The 21909-nt window shown below is 67.8% G+C and carries 18 protein-coding genes; all 18 read left to right on the top strand.

The genetic code is table 11. The annotated features are described in order from the left end of the window. The first annotated feature begins 14 nt into the window (after positions 1-14). Positions 15-1205: an NADH-quinone oxidoreductase subunit D gene (locus ASF58_RS03710; RefSeq protein ID WP_055947347.1), complete on the top strand. Its 1191-nt coding sequence runs from the start codon at positions 15-17 to the stop codon at positions 1203-1205. Positions 1206-1503: 298 nt separating this feature from the next. Beyond that, positions 1504-2607 carry an NADH-quinone oxidoreductase subunit NuoE gene (gene nuoE, locus ASF58_RS03715; RefSeq protein WP_055947349.1) on the top strand — a complete coding sequence of 368 codons (1104 nt, stop codon included), beginning with the start codon at positions 1504-1506 and terminating at the stop codon, positions 2605-2607. A gap of 1 nt (position 2608) precedes the next feature. Beyond that, positions 2609-3910, top strand: a complete 1302-nt coding sequence (gene nuoF, locus ASF58_RS03720) for an NADH-quinone oxidoreductase subunit NuoF (protein WP_055947352.1) — start codon at positions 2609-2611, stop codon at positions 3908-3910. A 45-nt stretch (positions 3911-3955) separates the two neighbouring features. After that, the gene (gene nuoG / locus ASF58_RS03725; protein WP_055947355.1) at positions 3956-6037 is read left to right on the top strand and encodes an NADH-quinone oxidoreductase subunit NuoG; all 2082 of its coding nucleotides are present in this window, start codon (positions 3956-3958) and stop codon (positions 6035-6037) included. Positions 6038-6049: 12 nt separating this feature from the next. Next, positions 6050-7072, top strand: coding sequence for an NADH-quinone oxidoreductase subunit NuoH (gene nuoH, locus ASF58_RS03730; protein WP_055947358.1), 1023 nt, complete (start codon positions 6050-6052; stop codon positions 7070-7072). Positions 7073-7096: 24 nt separating this feature from the next. Beyond that, positions 7097-7585 carry an NADH-quinone oxidoreductase subunit NuoI gene (gene nuoI / locus ASF58_RS03735; RefSeq protein ID WP_055947361.1) on the top strand — a complete coding sequence of 163 codons (489 nt, stop codon included), beginning with the start codon at positions 7097-7099 and terminating at the stop codon, positions 7583-7585. A 283-nt stretch (positions 7586-7868) separates the two neighbouring features. After that, positions 7869-8489 carry an NADH-quinone oxidoreductase subunit J gene (locus tag ASF58_RS03740; RefSeq protein WP_055947364.1) on the top strand — a complete coding sequence of 207 codons (621 nt, stop codon included), beginning with the start codon at positions 7869-7871 and terminating at the stop codon, positions 8487-8489. Between the two features lie 43 nt (positions 8490-8532). After that, positions 8533-8838, top strand: coding sequence for an NADH-quinone oxidoreductase subunit NuoK (gene nuoK / locus ASF58_RS03745; protein ID WP_055947368.1), 306 nt, complete (start codon positions 8533-8535; stop codon positions 8836-8838). Positions 8839-8985: 147 nt separating this feature from the next. After that, positions 8986-11124: an NADH-quinone oxidoreductase subunit L gene (gene nuoL, locus ASF58_RS03750; protein WP_055947371.1), complete on the top strand. Its 2139-nt coding sequence runs from the start codon at positions 8986-8988 to the stop codon at positions 11122-11124. Between the two features lie 31 nt (positions 11125-11155). After that, on the top strand, positions 11156-12679 hold the full coding sequence (locus ASF58_RS03755; RefSeq protein WP_055947375.1) for an NADH-quinone oxidoreductase subunit M: 1524 nt from the start codon (positions 11156-11158) through the stop codon (positions 12677-12679). A gap of 13 nt (positions 12680-12692) precedes the next feature. Then, entirely contained in the window at positions 12693-14135 is a 1443-nt protein-coding gene (nuoN, locus tag ASF58_RS03760; protein ID WP_055947378.1) for an NADH-quinone oxidoreductase subunit NuoN, read from the top strand. A 4-nt stretch (positions 14136-14139) separates the two neighbouring features. Beyond that, on the top strand, positions 14140-14919 hold the full coding sequence (locus ASF58_RS03765; RefSeq protein ID WP_055947381.1) for a biotin--[acetyl-CoA-carboxylase] ligase: 780 nt from the start codon (positions 14140-14142) through the stop codon (positions 14917-14919). 14 nt (positions 14920-14933) lie between these two features. Next, positions 14934-16607: a ribonuclease J gene (locus ASF58_RS03770; RefSeq protein ID WP_055947383.1), complete on the top strand. Its 1674-nt coding sequence runs from the start codon at positions 14934-14936 to the stop codon at positions 16605-16607. A 190-nt stretch (positions 16608-16797) separates the two neighbouring features. Further along, on the top strand, positions 16798-17202 hold the full coding sequence (gene mce, locus ASF58_RS03775; RefSeq protein ID WP_055947386.1) for a methylmalonyl-CoA epimerase: 405 nt from the start codon (positions 16798-16800) through the stop codon (positions 17200-17202). Beyond that, a complete protein-coding gene (locus ASF58_RS03780; RefSeq protein ID WP_055947388.1) occupies positions 17199-17543 on the top strand; it encodes a DUF1467 family protein in 345 nt (114 codons plus the stop codon). The genes mce and ASF58_RS03780 overlap by 4 nt, the downstream gene beginning before the upstream one ends. An 815-nt stretch (positions 17544-18358) precedes the next feature. After that, on the top strand, positions 18359-19684 hold the full coding sequence (gene proS / locus ASF58_RS03785) for a proline--tRNA ligase (protein WP_055947390.1): 1326 nt from the start codon (positions 18359-18361) through the stop codon (positions 19682-19684). An 8-nt stretch (positions 19685-19692) separates the two neighbouring features. Continuing rightward, complete coding sequence (locus ASF58_RS03790) at positions 19693-20997, top strand: lipoprotein-releasing ABC transporter permease subunit (protein WP_055947392.1); 1305 nt, start codon at positions 19693-19695, stop codon at positions 20995-20997. Positions 20998-21010: 13 nt separating this feature from the next. Next, complete coding sequence (locus ASF58_RS03795) at positions 21011-21736, top strand: ABC transporter ATP-binding protein (protein WP_055947395.1); 726 nt, start codon at positions 21011-21013, stop codon at positions 21734-21736. Positions 21737-21909 lie beyond the last annotated feature (173 nt).

Below are 21909 nucleotides of genomic sequence, written 5' to 3' on the forward strand. Positions count from 1 at the left end.
GGCGGAGCAAGGCCATGACCGAGCACAACATCCGCAACTTCGCGATCAATTTTGGACCTCAGCACCCGGCGGCGCACGGCGTGCTGCGCCTCGTGCTGGAACTCGACGGCGAGATCGTGGAGCGCGTCGATCCGCATATTGGTCTCCTTCACCGCGGCACCGAGAAGCTTATCGAGCATAAGACCTATCTGCAGGCAACGCCCTACTTCGACCGCCTCGACTACGTCTCGCCGATGAATCAGGAGCACGCTTTCTGCCTCGGCATCGAGAAGCTGCTTGGGCTTGAAGTTCCCAGGCGGGCGCAACTGATCCGCACGCTGTTCTGCGAGATAGGTCGCATTCTCTCCCACCTCCTCAACGTCACCACGCAGGCCATGGATGTCGGTGCCCTGACTCCGCCGCTCTGGGGCTTCGAAGAGCGTGAGAAACTCATGATTTTCTACGAGCGCGCGTCGGGCGCTCGCCTACACGCCAACTACTTCCGACCCGGTGGCGTCCACCAGGATCTGCCACCGGCGCTGATCGACGACATCGAAGCCTTCATCGACCCGTTCCTGCAGGTGGTCGACGACCTCGATAACCTCGTGATGGGCAATCGTATCTTTAAGCAGCGCAACGTCGACATCGGCATCGTCACCGTGGACGAGGCGATGGCCTGGGGCTTCTCCGGCGTGATGGTTCGCGGCTCCGGCATCCCTTGGGACCTGCGTAAGTCGCAGCCCTACGAAGCCTACGAAGAGATGGATTTCGACATCCCGGTGGGAAAGAACGGCGACACCTACGATCGCCAGGTCATCCGCATGGAAGAGATGCGCGAATCGGCCAAGATCATGAAGCAGTGCTGCCGCAAGCTGCGGGAGCCGGCCGGGCAAGGCCCGATCTCGGCCACTGACGGCAAGATCGCGCCTCCGCCGCGGCGCGAGATGAAGCGCTCGATGGAAGCGTTGATCCACCACTTCAAGCTCTACACCGAAGGTTTCCATGTGCCGGCCGGCGAAGTTTACGCCGCCGTCGAGGCGCCCAAGGGCGAGTTCGGTGTCTATCTCGTCGCCGACGGTACCAACAAGCCCTACCGCTGTAAGATCCGCGCTCCGGGTTTCGCCCACCTTCAGGCGATGGACTGGATGTGCCGCGGCCACATGCTGGCCGACGTGTCCTGCGTGCTTGGCACCCTGGACATCGTGTTCGGCGAGGTGGACCGGTGATCGGTCGAGTCGTGTTGGCCACGGCCATGGTTACGGGCGCCAACGCGTCGACGGCTATCGCTTCAGGCTGCGAGAATTACATACGTTTAAGCCGACTTCCGGATCGATTTCAGATGATCTCCAGCGCTGACCTTCCAGGCTTTGAAGTTTTCGTGATGTCAGATGGTGCCTGTGTCTGCGAGAACACACCGGGACTTCGGCGTAAGCAAGGTCAATCAATACCATCCGATTTGAAGTGGGCTTGCCGCGTAGCCGGTCCAGAAGACCAGCTGAATACGGACCAGGACGTAAACTGATCATGGCGAACCGCAGACTCGCCCCCGCCGCCGAGCAGCCCGCCTCCTTCGCGTTCTCGCCCGAGAACGCCGACTGGGCCAAGGGCCAAATCGAGAAGTACCCCGAGGGTCGTCAGGCCTCCGCCGTGATCCCGCTCCTGTGGAAGGCGCAAGAGCAGAACGGCGGCTGGCTGCCGCAGAAGGCGATCGAGGCGGTGGCCGACGAACTCGGCATGCCGCATATCCGCGTGCTCGAGGTCGCCACCTTCTACACGATGTTCGCCCTCGAACCGGTGGGCCGGTTCTGGATCCAGCTCTGCGGCACGGTGCCGTGCGATTCCTGCGGCGCGCGCGAGCTGAAGGACTACCTGCACCACCGCCTTGGAGCGCCGGGGCACGTAAGTGCGGACGGTAACTTCTCCTGGCTTGAGGTTGAGTGCTTGGGGGCTTGCTGCAACGCTCCGATGGCGCAGATCAACCAAGACTATTATGAGGATCTGACGCCTGATCTCCTTGGGAAACTGATGGACGATCTTGCCGCTGGTCGGCCCGTGAAGATCGGCTCGCAGGTTGGACGCACCTCGTCCGAGCCGCTGGGCGGCGCAGACACCCTTGCCGACACGAGCCTGTTCGACGGATCGCGCGTAGGCGCTTGGCGCAAGCGCTTCGAGGAGAAAGAGGCCGAAGGCGACAGCGAGCAGGGAAAGGCTGAGGCGGCCTCGTCCGAGCAGCGTGCCGCTGCCGAGCCGAAACCGGCGCGCCCCGATGCGGGTCGGGCCGTCGAGACGCCAGCGACCGATGCACCTGCCCAGCGAACTGCAGTCGGGGAATCGCCCATAAAGGCGAGCGACAAGGTGGATGCCGCCGACGGAACGAAGTCGACCACAGCGCCTGCGTCGCCGACCGCTCCGGCGCCGGTGACGATCGCGAAGTCCGAAGCCGCCGGTGCGGAAGCGGGTACGCAGTCGAGCCTGCCGCGCAATGAGCCGCCGCCTCAGCCGGTGGCTTCGGGTATCAGCGCGGACGTTGACGACGCGCAGCCGGTCGACACGAAAGACTCGGCTTCAAAGACATTGACGGCGAAACCGTCGACATCCCGGTCTTCCATCCCAAGGAAGGGGAACTGACATGCTCGCCGATCAGGATCGCATCTTCACGAACCTCTACGGCCTGCACTCCCCGGGGCTGGAAGCCGCGAGGCAGCGCGGTGCCTGGGACGGCACCAAGTTTCTCTTGGAAATGGGCCGCGACTGGATCATCGACGAGATGAAGCAGTCTGGCCTGCGCGGCCGTGGCGGCGCCGGCTTTCCCACCGGCCTCAAGTGGTCGTTTATGCCCAAGAAGTCCGACGGGCGCCCCCACTACCTTGTCGTCAACGCTGATGAGTCAGAGCCGGGCACCTGCAAGGACCGGGAGATCATGCGGCACGATCCGCACCTCTTGATCGAGGGTTGCATGCTGGCCTCCTTCGCGATGGCCGCGCATGCCTGCTACATCTACATTCGCGGCGAGTACGTCGCGGAGAAGCACGCCCTTCAACGGGCGGTGGACGAAGCCTACGAGGCCCGCCTCGTCGGCAAGGACAATGTCCATGGCTACCCCTTCGATATCTACGTCCACCACGGGGCCGGCGCCTACATCTGCGGCGAAGAGACTGCGCTGCTGGAGAGCCTCGAAGGCAAGAAGGGCATGCCGCGCCTGAAGCCTCCGTTCCCTGCCAATATGGGCCTCTACGGTTGCCCAACGACGGTCAACAACGTCGAATCGATCGCGGTGGCTGGTACCATCCTACGCCGCGGCGGCGCTTGGTTTGCCGGTCTTGGCGGCAAGAACAACACCGGTACCAAGCTGTTCTGCGTCTCGGGCCACGTCAACAAGCCCTGCAACGTCGAGGAGGAGCTCGGGATCACCTTCCGCGAACTCATCGACAAGCATTGCGGCGGCATGCGCGGTGGCTGGGACAACCTGCTCTGCTCCATCCCGGGCGGTTCCTCGGTTCCCCTGGTGCCGGCCGAGCAGATCATCGATGCGAAGATGGACTTCGACACCCTGAAGAACCTCGGCTCCGGCCTCGGCACGGCGGCGGTGATCGTGCTCGACAAGTCCACCGATATCGTCTCGGCCATCGCGCGCATCGCCTACTTCTACAAGCACGAGTCCTGCGGCCAGTGCACCCCGTGTCGCGAGGGTACGGGCTGGATGTGGCGCGTGATGCTGCGGATGGCGGAAGGCCGGGCCCAACGCCGCGAGATCGACATGCTTCTCGACGTCACAAAGCAGATCGAAGGCCACACCATCTGCGCGCTCGGCGACGCGGCGGCCTGGCCGATCCAGGGCCTGATCCGGCACTTCCGTCCCGAAATCGAGAAGCGCATCGACCGCTACAGCGCCAATCCGCATTCCGATCCGGTGCCGATGGCGGCGGAGTGATCCGCCCTTCGCGCCGCCCCTAAGTTTCGAGACCGAGACCCACGCATGACCAAGATCGTCGTCGACGGCACCGAGGTCGATGTTCCGGCTGAGTACACGCTGCTCCAGGCCTGCGAGGCTGCAGGCGCGGAAATCCCGCGCTTCTGCTTCCACGAACGGCTGTCCATCGCGGGCAATTGCCGGATGTGCCTCGTGGAACTCAAGGGCGCGCCGAAGCCGGTGGCCTCCTGTGCCTATGCGGTGAAGGACTGCCGACCCGGACCCAACGGCGAGCCGCCGGAGGTGCTGACACGCTCGGGCCAGACAAAGAAGGCCCGCGAGGGGGTGATGGAGTTCCTCCTCATCAATCACCCGCTCGATTGCCCCATCTGCGACCAGGGCGGCCATTGCGACCTGCAGGACCAGGCGATGGCCTATGGCGTCGACTCCACGCGCTACGGGGAGAACAAGCGCGCCGTCGAGGAGAAGTATATCGGCCCGCTGGTGCGGACCGCCATGAACCGCTGCATCCATTGCACCCGCTGCGTCCGCTTCCTGGCGGAGGTCGCCGGCGTGCCGGATCTCGGCGCCATCGGGCGCGGCGAGGACATGGAGATCACGAGCTACCTCGAATCCGCCATGGGCTCGGAGCTTCAGGGCAACGTCGCCGACCTCTGCCCCGTGGGCGCCCTCGTCCACAAGCCGCAGAGCTACGAGGTGCGGCCCTGGGAGCTCTCGAAGACCGAATCCGTCGACGTGATGGACGCCGTCGGTTGCGCCATCCGGGTCGATGCCCGCGGTCGCGAAGTCATGCAGATCGAGCCGCGCGTGCACGAGGGCATCAACGAGGAGTGGATCTCCGACAAGACCCGCCACGCGGTGGACGGCCTGCGCACCCAGCGCCTCGACCGGCCCTACCTGCGGGAGAACGGTCGCCTGCGCCCTGCCTCCTGGGGTGAGGCGTTCACCGCCATCGCCGCGCGGGTGAAGAGTGCCGATCCGACGCGCATCGGCGCGGTGGTGGGCGATCTCGCGGGTGTCGAAGAGATCTATGCGCTCAAGGCCTTGATGACCTCCCTCGGGGTGACCAGCCTCGACTGCCGCCAGGCCGGCGAGGCGATCGACCCGGCCTGGGGCCGGGTCGCCTACACGCTCGGGACCGGCATTGCCGGGATCGAGGAGGCGGACGCGATCCTCCTCATCGGCACCAATCCGCGCCTCGAGGCGTCCCTCCTCAACGTGCGCATTCGCAAGCGCTGGCGCATGGGTCCCCTGGCGGTCGGCCTCATCGGCGAGCCGGTCGACCTGACCTATCCGCACACCTATCTGGGCGCCGGACCGGAGACCCTGGCCGACCTCGCCTCCGGCCAGCACAGCTTCGCCGAGGCGCTGAAGGCGGCGAGCCGGCCCCTCATCATCGTCGGCACCGGCCCGCTCGCGCGGCCCGACGGCGCGGCGATCTTCGCCGCCGCGGCGACGCTCGCCCGGGATCTCGGCGCGGTCACCCCGGACTGGAGCGGCTTCGGCGTGCTCCAGACCGCGGCGGCACGGGTCGGCGCCCTGGATCTCGGCTTCGTGCCGGGGGCGGGCGGGCTCGACTTCGCCGGGATCGCGAACGGCGCAAATCTCGACGTGGTATACAACCTCGGTGCCGACGAGGTCGCGGTGGGACCGGGTGCGTTCGTGATCTACCAGGGCACCCACGGCGACCTGGGCGCCACGCGGGCCGACGTCGTCCTGCCGGGGGCCGCCTATACCGAGAAGAGCGCGACCTACGTCAACCTCGAGGGCCGGGTCCAGACCACGAATCGCGCCGGTTTCCCGCCGGGGGATGCCCGCGAGGATTGGGCGATCCTGCGCGCCCTGTCCGACGTCCTGGGCAAGCGCCTGCCGTTCGATTCGCTCGCGGCCCTGCGCCGGGCACTCTACGCCGAGCATCCGCACTTCGCGGCCCTCGACGCCATCGCCCCGAGCGATGCGGTGGCCACGGTGGAGACGCTGTCGGGTCTCGGCGGCGAGCCGACCCGCACGGCCTTCGTCTCGGCGGTGCCGGACTTCTACCTCAGCAACGCGATCGCCCGCGCCTCGCGCGTGCTCGCCGAGTGTTCGAGCCTCGCCCGGGTGCGCGGCCTCGAAGCGGCCGAATAAGGATCTCCTGCGATGACCTTCTGGGAAGTCCTCGGCACCGTCCTGCTGCTAGCGTTCAAGAGCTTCGTGCTCCTGGCGCTGCTGCTGGTCTTCATCGCCTACGCGCTCCTGGCCGATCGCAAGATCTGGGCAGCGGTGCAGCTCCGGCGCGGCCCCAACGTGGTCGGGCCCTGGGGCCTGTTCCAGTCCTTCGCCGATCTCCTGAAGTTCGTCCTGAAGGAGCCGGTGATCCCGGCCGGCGCGAACAAGGCGCTGTTCCTGCTGGCCCCCCTGGTCTTCGCCACCCTGGCCCTGGCCGCCTGGGCGGTGATTCCCCTGGCCGAGGGCTGGGCCATCGCCGACCTCAACGTCGGCATCACCTACATCTTCGCGATCTCGTCGCTGGGCGTGTACGGCGTCCTGATGGGCGGCTGGGCCTCGAACTCGAAATACGCCTTCCTGGGCGCCTTGCGCTCGGCCGCACAGATGATCTCCTACGAAGTCTCCCTCGGCTTCGTCATCATCTGCGTCCTGCTCTGCGCCGGCTCCCTGAACCTGTCGCGCATCGTCATGGCGCAGGACACCGCGCTCGGCATCCTGGGCTGGTACTGGCTCTGGCTGTTCCCGATGTTCGTGGTGTTCTTCGTCTCGGCGCTGGCCGAGACGAACCGCCCGCCCTTCGACCTGCCGGAGGCCGAGTCCGAGCTCGTGGCCGGCTACATGGTCGAGTATTCCTCGACCCCGTACCTGCTCTTCATGCTGGGCGAGTACGTGGCCATCATGACCATGTGCGCCCTCGGGACGGTGCTGTTCCTCGGCGGCTGGCTCTCGCCGATCCCCTTCGCGCCCTTCACCTGGGTGCCGGGCCTGATCTGGTTCGCCCTCAAGGCGAGCTTCCTCTTCTTCATGATCGCCATGGTGAAGGCCATGGTGCCGCGCTACCGCTATGACCAGCTCATGCGCCTCGGCTGGAAGGTGTTCCTGCCGCTCTCGCTCGTCTCGGTCATCGTCGTCGCCTTTGTCCTCAAGCTCACCGGCCTCGCGCCGGGCGCCTGACAACCCCTCACGGAGATCCGGGCCATGAAGCTCGATCAGGTCGCTAAGGGTCTGCTGCTCAAGGAGTTCGCGTCCGGGTTCGTCCTGGCGATGAAGTACTTCTTCAAGCCGAAGGCCACGATCAACTACCCCTTCGAGATGGGCCATCGCGGCCCGCGCTTCCGGGGCGAGCACGCCCTGCGCCGCTATCCCAACGGCGAGGAACGCTGCATCGCCTGCAAGCTGTGCGAGGCGATCTGCCCCGCCCAGGCCATCACCATCGAAGCGGGCCCGCGCCGCAACGACGGCACCCGCCGCACGACCCGCTACGATCTCGACATGGTCAAGTGCATCTATTGCGGCATGTGCCAGGAGGCTTGCCCGGTGGACGCGATCGTGGAAGGCCCGAACTTCGAGTTCTCGGTCGAGACCCGCGAGGAGCTGCTCTACGACAAGGAGAAGCTGCTCCTGAACGGCGACCGCTGGGAGCGCGAGATCGCCCGCAACCTCGCGGTGGACGCGCCCTACCGCTGAGCGCGACCGGGCACCGGACGCGCGTCTACGCCATCCGCGGACAGCGCGACCGGGCGCCGGACGCGCGTTTGCCCATCCGCGGACCGCGCGTCCGAGCGCCGGACGCGCCCGGGCGCAGCCGCGGGATGAGACAGAGGGGCGATTCCGTGCCCACGGAGTCGACCGGAACCCGCCGAGGCGGTTGTGCACCGCAGGGGCGGGTTCTATAGACGGGCGGCCGGTGGGCCGTGGCACAATTTCGGCAGAAGGGGCCGTCCTCGGGACGGCTGATCTCTAGAATCGCATGAGCGCAGCCGCTGCCTTCTTCTACCTGTTCGCAGGTGTGACCATCGCCTCGGGCTTCATGGTGATCGCCTCGCGCAATCCCGTGGCCTCCGTGCTCTTCCTCATCCTGGCCTTCGTGAACGCCGCCGGCCTGTTCGTGATGATGGGCGCCGAGTTCCTCGCGATGATCCTCGTGGTCGTCTATGTCGGCGCGGTGGCGGTGCTGTTCCTGTTCGTCGTGATGATGCTCGACGTGGATTTCGCGCAGCTGCGCCAGGGCTTCCAGCAATACCTGCCCATCGGCGCGCTGATCGGCGCGGTCTTCCTGATCGAGCTGCTGCTCGTGGTCGGCTCCTGGACCATCGATCCGGGCCTCGTGCAGGCGCCCCTCGGTCCCGTGGCCAGCGCCGAGGCCGTCACCAACACCCAGGCTCTCGGCCGGGTGCTGTACACGGACTACGTCTTCTTCTTCCAGCTCGCCGGCCTGATCCTGCTCGTCGCGATGATCGGCGCCATCGTGCTGACCCTGCGCGACCGTCCGGGCGTCAAGCGCCAGAACATCTCCGTGCAGAACGCGCGCACCCAGACCATGGCGGTGGAAACCCGCAAGGTGCCGTCGCGCCAGGGCGTGGAAGTCTGATGGCCGGCGGACCTCGAACGGCAGAGACCGGGAGCCACATCCGATGATCGGCCTGAGCCATTACCTGACGGTCGCCGCGATCCTGTTCACGCTGGGCGTGCTCGGCATCTTCGTGAACCGCAAGAACGTCATCGTCATCCTGATGTCCGTCGAGCTGATCCTGCTCGCGGTGAACATCAACCTCGTCGCCTTCTCCACCCACCTCAACGACATCACCGGTCAGGTCTTCGCCCTGTTCGTGCTGACGGTCGCGGCGGCGGAGGCGGCCATCGGCCTCGCCATCCTCGTCGTGTTCTTCCGAAACCGCGGTTCGATCGCGGTCGAGGACGTCAACATGATGAAGGGCTGAGCGGAACCGAGGCGACACTCGATTTGACGCCCGGCAGCGCGGTGACCGCGCCGCCGGGGCGGTGACACGAACCCCACAGGTCGCCGCTCGGGCTCCTCGCGCATCGCGCGGGGACCGGGCGCACCCAGGAGGCCGGACAAGCCAGCGATGTATCACGCGATCGTCTTCCTCCCGCTCGTCGGCGCGCTGCTCGCCGGCCTGTTCGGCCGCCAGCTCGGCGCCAAGCTCAGCGAGGGCATCACCACCGGCCTCCTCGCCTTCTCGGCGCTGCTGTCCTGGGGCGCCTTCCTCGAGGTCCCGGGCACCGAGCACGCCACCCGCGTGCAGGTCGCGACCTGGTTCACCGCCGGCGACCTGGTGGTCGACTGGGCCTTCCGCATCGACACCCTGACGGTGATCATGCTGGTGGTCGTGACCTCGGTCTCGACCCTCGTGCACCTCTACTCCATCGGCTACATGGAGGAGGATCCGCACCGGCCGCGCTTCTTCGCCTACCTGTCGCTCTTCACCTTCGCCATGCTGATGTTGGTGACGGCCGACAACCTCGTGCAGATGTTCTTCGGCTGGGAGGGCGTCGGCCTCGCCTCCTACCTGCTGATCGGGTTCTGGTACGAGAAGCCCTCGGCCAACGCCGCGGCCATGAAGGCCTTCATCGTCAACCGCGTCGGCGATTTCGGCTTCTCGCTGGGCATCTTCCTCGTCTTCGTGCTCACCGGCTCGATCGCCTTCGACGGCATCTTCGCCCGTGCGCCCGAGATCAAGGACGCCACCTTCCACTTCCTGGGCTACGACTGGAGCGCCCTGACGCTCGCCTGCCTGCTGCTGTTCATGGGCGCCATGGGCAAGTCGGCCCAGTTCCTGCTGCACACCTGGCTGCCGGACGCGATGGAGGGGCCGACCCCCGTCTCGGCGCTGATCCACGCCGCCACCATGGTGACGGCCGGCGTGTTCATGGTGGCGCGCCTGTCGCCGCTGTTCGAGCTCGCCCCCAACGCCCTCATCGTGGTCACGGTCATCGGCGGCATCACGGCGTTCTTCGCGGCCACGATCGGCCTCGTCCAGAACGACATCAAGCGCGTGATCGCCTACTCGACCTGCTCGCAGCTCGGCTACATGTTCGTGGCCCTCGGCGTCGGCGCCTACTCGGCCGCCGTCTTCCACCTCTTCACCCACGCCTTCTTCAAGGCGCTGCTGTTCCTCGGGGCCGGCTCGGTCATCCACGCGATGCACCACGAGCAGGACATGCGGAACATGGGGAATCTCCGCCGCTACATCCCCTTCACCTCGGCGATGATGACCATCGGCACCCTGGCGCTGATCGGCTTCCCCTTCACCGCCGGCTACTACTCCAAGGACGCGATCATCGAGGCGGCCTACGCCTCGACCCGGCCCGGGCACACGCTCGCCTTCCTGTGCACCGTCGTCGCCGCGCTGATGACCTCGTTCTACTCCTGGCGCCTGTTCTTCATGACCTTCGAGGGACCGGCCCGCTGGGCCGGCCACGGGGCGCACCACGACGACGACCACGCGGTGGCGCAGGCCGCTCATGCACCGACTTCGGCCCATGCGGCCACCTCGGTCCATGCCGCGACCTCCGCGGAGGCCGACGGCGCGCCGGGCCATCACGAGGGCGTCGCCCACGATGACAAGGGCCACGACCTGGAGCCGGCCTCGCACAGCGCCATCGAGCACCACGACCATGCGCAGACCCCGCATGAGAGCCCGCTGGTGATGACGGTCCCCCTCGCGCTCCTGGCCTTCGGCGCGCTCTTCGCCGGCCTGATCTTCAAGAACCGCTTCATCGGCGAGGGCATGGACGCGTTCTGGGGCCATGCCCTGGGCCACGGTCCCGACAATCACATCATGCACGACATCCACGCGGTGCCGGCCCTGGTCTCCTACGCGCCCTTCATCATGATGCTGATCGGCTTCGTGCTGGCCTACTGGATGTATATCCGCCGGCCCGAGCTGCCGGGCCAGCTCGCCGCCCAGCAGCCGAGCCTGTACCGGTTCCTGCTCAACAAGTGGTACTTCGACGAGCTCTACGACCGGATCTTCGTCCGTCCCGCCAAGGACTTCGGCAAGTTCCTCTGGAAGGAGGCCGATGGCCGCGTCATCGACGGCATGGGCCCCGACGGGATCGCCACGCGCGTGCTGGACGTGACCCGCGGCGTGGTCCGCTTCCAGACCGGCTACGTCTACCACTACGCCTTCGTCATGCTCGTCGGCGTCGCCGCCCTCATCAGCTGGTACATGCTGACCGGCTTGCCCAAGGTCGCCCATTGATGGCCGCTGTCACGTATCGGAGCGCCCGCTAATGTTCGGCCTCGGAATCCTCTCCGGCCTCCTCATCGTGCCGCTCTGCGGCGCGGCCTTCATCCTCACCCTCGGCGAGGAGACGGAGGCCTCGAAGCGCAACGCCCGCTGGGCCGCGCTCATCACCACGCTGGCCACCTTCCTGCTCTCGCTGGTGGCCTGGGGCCGCTACGACGCGACCACGGCGAATTTCCAGCTGGTCGAGACCCATGCCTGGCTGAGCGAGGCCACCCGCTTCAAGCTCGGCGTCGACGGCTTCTCGATGCCGCTGATCCTGCTGACCACCTTCCTGATGCCGTTCTGCATCGGCGCCTCGTGGCTCTCGGTGAACACCCGGGTGAAGGAGTATTTCGTCGCCTTCCTCGTCCTCGAGACGACGATGATCGGCGTGTTCTGCGCCCTCGATCTGGTGCTGTTCTACCTGTTCTTCGAGGCCGGCCTGATCCCGATGTTCCTCATCATCGGCATCTGGGGTGGCAAGCGGCGCATCTACGCCAGCTTCAAGTTCTTCCTCTACACCCTGCTCGGCTCGGTGCTGATGCTGCTCGCCATCATGGCGATGTACTGGCACGCCGGCACCACCGACATCCCGACCCTGCTGCACACCCGCTTCCCGGTGGAGCTCCAGACCTGGCTCTGGCTGGCCTTCTTCGCCTCCTTCGCGGTGAAGATGCCGATGTGGCCGGTCCATACCTGGCTGCCCGACGCGCACGTGGAGGCGCCCACCGCCGGCTCGGTGATCCTGGCGGGCATCCTCCTGAAGATGGGCGGCTACGGCTTCATCCGGATCTCGCTGCCGATGTTCCCGGACGCGAGCCACGCCTTCGCCCCGATGGTGTTCGCGCTCTCGGTGATCGCGATCATCTTCACCTCGCTGATCGCGCTGATGCAGACCGACATCAAGAAGCTCATCGCCTATTCCTCGGTGGCGCATATGGGCTTCGTGACGCTGGGCCTCTTCACCATGAACGAGCAGGGCATCCAGGGCGCCCTGTTCCTGATGATCTCGCACGGCATCGTCTCCGGCGCGCTCTTCGTCTGCGTCGGCGTGGTCTACGACCGGATGCACACCCGCGAGATCGCCGCCTATGGCGGCCTCGTGAAGCGGATGCCGCTCTACGCGGCGGCCATGATGGTCTTCACCATGGCCAATGTCGGCCTGCCCGGCACCTCCGGCTTCGTCGGCGAGTTCCTGGCCATGATGGGGGCCTTCCGGGCCAACCCGACGGTGGCGTTCTTCTCGGTCTTCGGCATCATCCTGTCGGCCGGCTACGCCCTCTGGCTCTACGCCCGGGTGATCTACGGCAAGCTCGAGAAGCCCAACCTGCAGGGCATCCTCGACCTGGACCTGCGCGAGAAGATGATCATCGCGCCGCTCGTCGCCCTGACGATCTACTACGGCGTCCACCCGGCCCCCGTGCTCGACACCTTCGCGCCCTCGACGGAAGCGTTGATGCAGAGCATGCGGACCGCGCTCTCGAACACGCAGACCGCCGCGGCCACCCTGCCGCCCGCGTCGCGCTGAAGGCTTTGACCCGATGAACGCCGCTCAGATCGTCCTGCCCGCGCTCGGGCCCGCCCTGCCGGAGCTGATCCTCAGCATCGGCGTGCTGGTGCTGATCCTCTACGGTGCGTTCCGGGGCGAACGCTCCGCCGAGGGCGTCAATGTCGGGGCGCTCATCCTGCTGGTGGTCGCGCTGTTCGCGGTCATGTCCCAGTCGGGCGCCAAGATCACGACCCTGAACGGCTCCTTCATCGTCGACAACTTCTCCAAGGTGATGAAGGCCCTGATCCTGCTGGGCTCGGCGGCCACGATCCTGCTCTCGCGCGACTACTTCCAGCGCGAGCGCATCGACCGGTTCGAGTTTCCGATCCTGCTGATCCTCTGCACCATCGGCATGATGGTGATGGCCTCGGCCAACGACCTGATCTCGCTCTATCTCGGCCTCGAGCTGCAATCGCTCGCCGCCTACGTCATCGCGGCCTTCCATCGCGACAACCTGAAGTCGACGGAAGCCGGGCTGAAGTACTTCGTCCTCGGCGCGCTCTCCTCGGGCATGCTCCTGTACGGCGCCTCCCTGGTCTACGGCTTCACCGGCACGGTCTCGTTCCCCGGCATCGTCGCGGCCCTGGACGGCACCGCCGGCTTCGGCATCGTGCTCGGCATCGTCTTCGTCTCGGCCGGCGTCGCCTTCAAGCTCGCGGCCGTGCCGTTCCACATGTGGACGCCCGACGTCTACGAGGGCTCGCCGACGCCCGTCACCGCCTTCTTCGCCTCGGCGCCCAAGATGGCTGCCATGGCGATGACGGTGCGGCTGTTCATCGGCGCCTTCCCGGACGTGACCGCGGTCTGGCAGCAGATCATCGTCTTCGTGGCGATCGCCTCGATGGCGTTGGGCTCCTTCGCCGCCATCGGCCAGCGCTCGCTGAAGCGCCTGATGGCCTATTCCTCCATCGGCAATGTCGGCTACGCGCTGGTGGGCCTCGCCGCCGGCTCGCAGGAGGGCGTCAGCGGCGTCGTCGTCTACATGATGATCTACCTGGCGATGACCCTGGGGGCCTTCGCGGTGCTGCTGTCGCTGCGGCGCGGCGGCCAGATGTTCGAGACCGTCGACGACCTCGCGGGCCTGTCGCGCACCCATCCGGTCATGGCCTTCTGCCTCGCCGCGATGATGTTCTCGCTGGCCGGCATCCCGCCGCTGGCCGGCTTCTTCGCGAAGTACTACGTCTTCCTCGCCGCCATCAAATCCGGCCTCGTGGCCCTGGCGATCATCGGCGTGGTCACCAGCGTGGTCGGCGCGTTCTACTACCTGCGCCTCGTCAAGGTGATGTACTTCGACGAGCCGGTGGCCGCCTACGAGCCGATGCCGCCGGGCGCCCGCATCGTCCTCGGCCTCGCCAGCGTGGTCGTGGTCCTGCTCGGGATCGTGCCGGGTCCCATCGTCGGGGCCGCGAGCGCCGCCGCCAAGTCGCTGTTCTAGGTCCTTGAGCGGATACGCCCTCGGTGCCCTGGCGCGGGGGGAGGGGCACCGCCTCCACGTCCACGACCGCCTCGGCTCCACCAACACCGAGGCGCTGGACCGGTTTCGCGCGGGCGAGGCGGGACCGCTCTGGGTGGTGGCGCACCGGCAGGAGGCCGGACGGGGCCGGCGCGGCAACGCCTGGGTCTCCGAGCCCGGGAACCTGACCGCGAGCCTGCTCTGGCCCTTGGACGACGTCGATCCCCACCAGGTCCCGACCCTCGGCTTCGTCGCCGGCACCGCCCTGGCCTCCGCCCTCGCGGCGGCCGGCATCACCGGGTGCCGCCTGAAATGGCCGAACGACGTCCTGGCCTCCGGCGCCAAGCTGGCGGGGCTGCTGCTGGAGGCGGAGAGCCGGCCCGGCGGGCGCCGCGCGGTGGTGATGGGCTTCGGTGTCAATGTCGCTGCGACGCCGCAGGGCTTGCCTTATCGCGCGACGTGCCTCAGGCAGATGCAGTACGACACGCGCGCCGAGGACCTGTTCGTCCACCTGACGGACGGACTCGTCGACGCCGCGCGACGTTGGGAGTGTGGCCGCGGATTCTCGAGGATCCGCGAGCGCTGGATCGCTGACGCGGCCGGGATCGGCGCGCCGGTTTCGGTGCGCACGGGCGACACCCTCGTACACGGAATTTTCGAGACGATCGACGAGGCGGGGCGGCTCGTGGTCCGATCGGAGGATGGGACGCGACGGACCGTGACGGCGGGCGAGGTGCATCTGGGAACGGCCGCGACGGCGGCTTGAGGTTTGGACGGACAATGACGACAGGGCAAGACGAACTCGTCTTCGTGCCGCTCGGCGGCGTGGGCGAGATCGGCATGAACGCGGCGCTCTACGGCTTCGGCCCCCCGAAGCGGCGCAAATGGATCATGGTCGATTGCGGCATGGGCTTCGCCGGCGAGGAGGGATTTCCCGGCATCGACCTGATGTTCCCGGATCTCAGCTTCATCGAGGAGCGCAAGGACGACCTCCTGGGCATCTTCATCACCCACGCGCACGAGGACCATATCGGCGCGATCGGTGAGCTCTGGCCCAAGCTCAAGGCGCCCGTCTACGCGACGCGCTTCGCCAAGAACCTGCTGGAGGCCCGCCGCCTGAGCGAGCCGGGCGCGCCCAAGGTCATCCTGAAGGAGATCCAGGCCGGCCGCCGGGTCCAGATCGGCCCCTTCGAGATCGAGTACGTGCCCGTCTCGCACTCGATCCCCGAGTCGAACGCGGTGGCCATCCGGACGCCGCACGGCCTGCTGCTGCACACCGGCGACTGGAAGCTCGACCCGACCCCGATCCTCGGCGACGTGACCTCGGAGGCCGCCTTCCGGGCCCTCGGCGACGAGGGCATCCTGGCGATGATCAGCGATTCCACCAACGTCGTGCGCGAGGGGCGTTCCCCGAGCGAGGCCGAGGTCGCCGCCACCCTGCGCGAGCTCATCGCCGACGCCCCCCACCGGGTCGCGGTGACGACCTTCGCCTCCAACGTCGCCCGCATGCGCGCGGTGGCGGAAGCGGCCCAGGCCTGCGGCCGCGAGGTGATCGCGGTCGGTCGGGCCATGGACCGGGTCATCGGGGTCGCCCGGGAATGCGGCTTCCTCGACGGCCTGCCGGACTTCCGCTCGTCGGACAGCTACGGCTACCTGCCCCGCGACAAGGTCGTGGCCCTGCTCACGGGCTCGCAGGGCGAGGAGCGCGCCGCGCTCGCCCGCGTCTCGCGCGACGACCATCCCGACATCACCCTGGCGGCGGGCGACCGCGTCATCTTCTCGTCGCGGGCCATTCCCGGCAACGAGCGGGCGGTGGGCGCGATCATCAACGACCTCGTCAATGCGGGCATCGAGGTGGTCACCGACCGCACCAAGCTCGTCCACGTCTCGGGCCATCCCCGGCGCGACGAGATGGCGGAGATGTATGCCTGGACCCGGCCGCAGACGGCGATCCCCGTCCACGGCGAGGCTCTGCATCTCGACGAGCACGCGCGCTTCGCCCGGGCCCAGGGCGTGCCGAACATCGTCAAGGCCCGCAACGGCAGCGTCGTGCGCCTGGCGCCCGGCACGCCGGAGATCGTCGACCACGTCAAGGCCGGGCGCCTGTTCAAGGACGGCAACGTCCTGATCGACGCCAAGGACCGGGCCATCCCCGAGCGCCGCAAGCTCTCGCAGGCCGGTCTGGTCTCGGTGGCCATCGCCATCGACGAGCAGGGCGAGATCCTGGGCGAGCCCGCGATCGACATCATCGGCCTGCCCAATCGCGGCCGGAACGGCCAGGCGATGCTCGACGTCGTGGTGGAGTGCGTGTCGCGCACGCTCTCGGGCCTGTCGAAGCAGAAGCGCCGGGATGCCGAGGGCGTCGAGAAGGCCGTCGACCGCGCGATCCGCTCCGCGGTGAACGAGGTCTGGGGCAAGAAGCCCGCCTGCCACGTGCAGGTGGTCGAGGTCTGATGCGCGAACCCTCCCCCCCGGCGGGGGAGGGGCGTCGCCGATGGGGCGTGTTGCGCGGGACGCCCGCGCAACCCATCGTCATCCCGGGGCCGCCCACGGCGACCCGCGAGGACACCGCGGTGCCATCGCGAATCGCCCCGCTCGACGGGGAGGGGTGGCGGCACCGTTTCGGAGGGAAGGGGAGCAAACCATGATCGGACGCCTGAACCATATCGCCATCGCGGTCCGCGATCTCGACGCCGCCTGCGCCATCTACCGGGACACCCTCGGGGCCACCGTGACGGAGCCGCTGCCGCAGCCCGAGCACGGCGTGACCGTGGTGTTCGTCAACCTGCCCAACAGCAAGGTCGAGCTGATGTCGCCCCTGGGCGAGGGCTCGCCCATCGCGAGCTTCGTCGAACGCAACCCCCAGGGCGGCGTCCATCACGTCTGCTACGAGGTCGACGACATCATCGCCGCCCGCGACACGCTCAAGGCCCAGGGCGCCCGCGTCCTCGGCACCGGCGAGCCGAAGATCGGGGCCCACGGCAAGCCCGTTCTCTTCCTCCATCCGAAGGACTTCCTCGGCACCCTCGTCGAGTTGGAGCAGGTCTGAGCCGGATGAACGGCATCCTGCAGACCCTGGCGGCCTCCACCCTGCGCACCCTGGCGGTGATGGGCGTGGTGCTGGTCGCGGTGGTCCTCCTCGCGGTGGGCCTGTTCAAGCTCACCGTGTTCGGCGCCCTGGCCCTCTACTTCGTGGTCTGGTGGACCCTGCTCTTCGTCATCCTGCCCCTGCGCAACCAGGTCGAGACCGACCCGGAGCGGATCGTGCCCGGCCAGGACCCGGGGGCGCCCGCCGCTCCGCGCCTGCGCGAGAAGGCGATCCTCACCTCCGTCCTGGCGAGCGTCGTCTTCCTGGCGGCGATCCAGGTCTTCGAGCTGGCCGGCCTGTAAGGACGCCGGGGACATCCGGTCGAACCGGATGGGATCCCGCCCGCGGACGAAGCTCACGCTGTCGGCGTGGTCCAGACTGGGCGCGTCGCTGCCCCCGCGAAGAACCGACAGCGTACGCGGGACATCGAGCCACGGCCGCAGAGACAGCACCGCGTCGTTCCGGGGCCCCGCAGGCGAGCCCGGAATCCAGAGCCGACGACGGTGCAAAGTCTTGCGCACCCTGGGTTTCGGGAGCCCGGGTTCCGCGGCGCGGCCCCGGGACGACGGCGCCTCGACGCGGGATGGCGCTGATTACGCGGGAGCGGCCACAGCCTCGCGCAAGCCTTCAGGCATAAAAGCAAGCCTTCAGGCATAAAAAAAGCAAGGCCTAAGCCTTGCTTTTGTAAAGATGGTCGTTTGCTCAGCCTCGATTGTCTCACGCATTGCTGACGGCGTGGCGGCTGAAATTCCTCCCGAGACTCGGACCGTGTGGCGCCACTGCTTGGCGGCGCGATCATCACGGAGGCGCTTATAGGAACAACAATTCTCATTGTCACCTGTCTCGTGAGACATTCCTGCGCTTTTCTACCGGAATGGCGGGCAAGGCATGCCCGGCGACCGGTAACGCTTGTCTAACGGCCGGCCAGGCTTGCCCGACGGCCCGCGAGGCTTGCGGTTTGGCGGACCGGCCTTGACGGGAATGGACCTCGGCCGCGGGGGCGAAACGCCACGCTGCGGACCAGTGTCACCCCTCCGCGCTTGTGTTTTCCCAATGCAATGTGTTGTGTGCCGGGGCGTGCCGCCGACCCGCTGGCACGCTGTTTCCAGGGCCTTTCATGCGTCTCTCCCGCTACTTCCTGCCGACCTTGCGCGAGACGCCCAAGGAGGCCGAGATCGTCTCTCACCGCCTCATGCTGCGCGCCGGGCTCGTGCGCCAGGAGGCCGCCGGCATCTATGCGTGGCTGCCGCTGGGCCTGCGCGTCCTGAACAAGGTCTGCGCGGTGATCCGCGAGGAGCAGGACCGGGCGGGGGCCATCGAGATCCTGATGCCGACGATCCAGTCGGCCGAGCTCTGGCGGGAATCCGGCCGCTACGAGGCCTACGGCAAGGAGATGCTCCGCATCTCGGACCGTCACGACCGCGAGATGCTGTTCGGCCCCACCGCCGAGGAGGTCGTCACCGAGATCTTCCGCGGCAGCGTGCGCTCCTACAAGGACCTGCCGAAGAACCTCTACCAGATCTCCTGGAAGTTCCGCGACGAGGTCCGGCCGCGCTTCGGCACCATGCGCTCGCGCGAGTTCCTGATGAAGGACGCCTATTCCTTCGACATCGACCAGGCCGCCGCCCGCCACGCCTACAACCGGATGTTCGTGGCCTACCTGCGCACCTTCGCGGGCCTCGGCCTGAAGGCGATCCCGATGCGGGCCGATACGGGTCCGATCGGCGGCGACCTCAGCCACGAGTTCATCATCCTGGCCCAGACCGGCGAGAGCGAGGTCTACTGCGACAGCCAGTACCTCGACTTCGAGGTCCCGCCGATCACCACCGATTTCGAGGACGTCGCGGCGCTGCAGGGCACCGTCGACCGCTGGACCTCGCTCTACGCCGCCACCTCCGAGATGCACGAGCCGGCCGCCTTCGCCGAGGTGCAGGGCGACAAGCAGATGGCCGCGCGCGGCATCGAGGTCGGGCACATCTTCTACTTCGGCACCAAGTATTCCGAGCCGATGGGCGCCAAGGTCACCGGCCCCGACGGCGTCGAGCGCCCGGTCCATATGGGCTCCTACGGCATCGGACCGAGTCGCCTCGTGGCGGCGATCATCGAGGCGAGCCACGACGAGGCCGGCATCATCTGGCCCGACGCGGTGGCGCCCTTCGACGTGGCGCTGATCAACCTCAAGACCGGCGATGCCGCCACCGACGCCGCCTGCGGCGAGATCCAGGCCACCCTGGAGGCGGCCGGCCTCAGCGTGCTCTACGACGACCGCGACGAGCGCCCGGGCGCCAAGTTCGCCACGGCCGACCTCATCGGCCTGCCCTGGCAGGTCATCGTCGGCCCCCGCGGCCTCGCCGAGGGCAAGGTCGAGCTGAAGCGCCGGGCCGGCGGCGAGCGCGAGAGCATCGCCCCGATCGATCTGCTCGCCCGCCTGAAGCGGCTCTGAGGCACCCCATGGCGGCGACCCTGACGGACAGGCTTGCGGGCCTACGCGCCCGGTTCCGGCGCGGGAGCACGCCACCCTTCGCCGGGTTCGAGTGGATCATCGCCGGGCGCTACCTGCGGGCCCGGCGCCGGGGCGGCGGCGTCTCCGTGGTGGCGTTCTTCTCGCTCCTCGGCATCGCCCTCGGCGTCGCCACGCTGATCATCGTGCTGTCGGTGATGAACGGCTTCCGCACCGAGCTGCTGTCGAAGATCGTGGGCATCAACGGCCACGTCTTCGTCGCGCCGATCGACAAGCTCTTCACCGACTATGCCGACCTCTCCGAGCGCCTGTCGAAGGTCGCCGGGGTCCGGGCGGCGATTCCCCTGGTGGAGGGGCAGGCCTTCGCCTCGTCGCCCTATGGCGGCGCCGGCAGCGGCGTGCTGGTCCGCGGCATCCGGGGCGAGGACCTCGACAAGATCGGCGCCATCGCGAGCAACATCAAGGGCGGCAGCCTGGAGGGCTTCGACGACGGCTCGGGCGTCGCCATCGGCCGGCGCCTGGCCGAATCCCTCGGCGTCCAGGCCGGCGACCAGATCAACCTGCTGACCCCCAAGGGGGCCTCGACGCCGTTCGGCACGGCGCCGCGCACCAAGGGCTACACCATCAAGGCGATCTTCGAGATCGGCATGACCGAGTTCGACTCGACCTTCGTGTTCATGCCGCTCACCGAGTCCCAGGCCTTCTTCAACCGGGACGCCGATGTCAGCCTGATCGAGATCTACCTCGACAATGCCGAGGCGGTGGGCGCGATGCGGCCCGACCTCGAGATGGCGGCCGAGCGCCCGGTGCTCCTCACCGACTGGCGCCAGCGCAACCGAACCTTCTTCGGGGCGCTGGAGGTGGAGCGGAACGTCATGTTCCTGATCCTCAGCCTGATCGTCGTGGTGGCGACCCTGAACATCATCTCGGGGCTGATCCTGCTGGTGCGCGACAAGTCGAGCGACATCGCCATCCTGCGCACCATGGGGGCGACCCCCGGCACCATCATGCGGGTGTTCCTCATCAACGGGGCGCTGATCGGCGTGGTCGGGACCCTGAGCGGCCTGGGGCTGGGCATCCTGATCACGATGAACATCAAGGGGATCCAGCGGGTGCTGTTCCCCTCCGCCTGGGACCCCACGGTGCGCTTCCTGGCCGAGATCCCGGCCGAGATGAACGCCAACGAGATCACCGTGGTGGTCGTCACCTCCATCGCCCTGTCGCTGATCGCGACGCTGTATCCCTCGTGGCGCGCCGCCCGGCTCGATCCGGTGCAGGCCCTGCGCTACGGCTGAGGCCCGAACATCCATGACCACGAAAGCCGAGGCGCCCGGCGCGCAGCCGGTCCCGGCCCTGTTCTTCGCCAAGGTGGAGCGGCGCTACACCCAAGGGGCCGGCGACGGGGCCGGCGCCCTCGAAATCCTGCGCCAGGCGGATTTCGCGATCTGGCCGGGCGAACTCGTCGCCCTGGTGGCGCCCTCGGGGGCCGGCAAGAGCACCCTGCTGCACCTCGCCGGCCTGCTGGAGCGCCCCGACGGCGGCGAGATCTATATCGGCGGCAGTCCGACGGCCGCGATGGGGGATGCCGAGCGCACCCGCCTGCGGCGCGAGGAGATGGGCTTCGTCTACCAGTTCCACCACCTCCTGCCGGAATTCTCGGCCCTGGAGAACGTGGTGATGCCGCAGCTCATCCGCGGGCTGTCCCAGCGCGAGGCCCGCGAACGGGCGAGCGAGCTGCTGAGCTTCCTCGGCCTGAAGGAGCGCCTCCTGCACCGGCCGGCCGAGCTCTCGGGCGGCGAGCAGCAGCGCGTCGCCATCGCGCGGGCGGTGGCCAACGGCCCGCGCCTGCTGCTCGCCGACGAGCCCACCGGCAACCTCGATCCGCACACCGCCGCCCACGTCTTCGGCATCCTGGTCTCGCTGGTCCGCGCCTCCGGCCTCGCCGCCCTGGTGGCCACCCACAACATGGATCTCGCCGCCCGCATGGACCGGCGCGTGACGATCCGGGACGGACTGATCGAGCAGCTGCCCTGAGGGCGGGTGGGGGGGACTCTGCGCGGGCCATCCCTGTACTGGAGGGGCCGACGCCTCGCTTGAGCCCTCCCGGCCGATCCGCGACCCCGGGCCGGGTCGATGGAATTTACGCGACGTTAACGACGATCCGTCAGCGCGGAGACTTTCGCTTTACATAGAACAAAACAAGAACA

It is taken from the genome of Methylobacterium sp. Leaf125, from assembly GCF_001423085.1.
Lineage (GTDB): Bacteria > Pseudomonadota > Alphaproteobacteria > Rhizobiales > Beijerinckiaceae > Methylobacterium.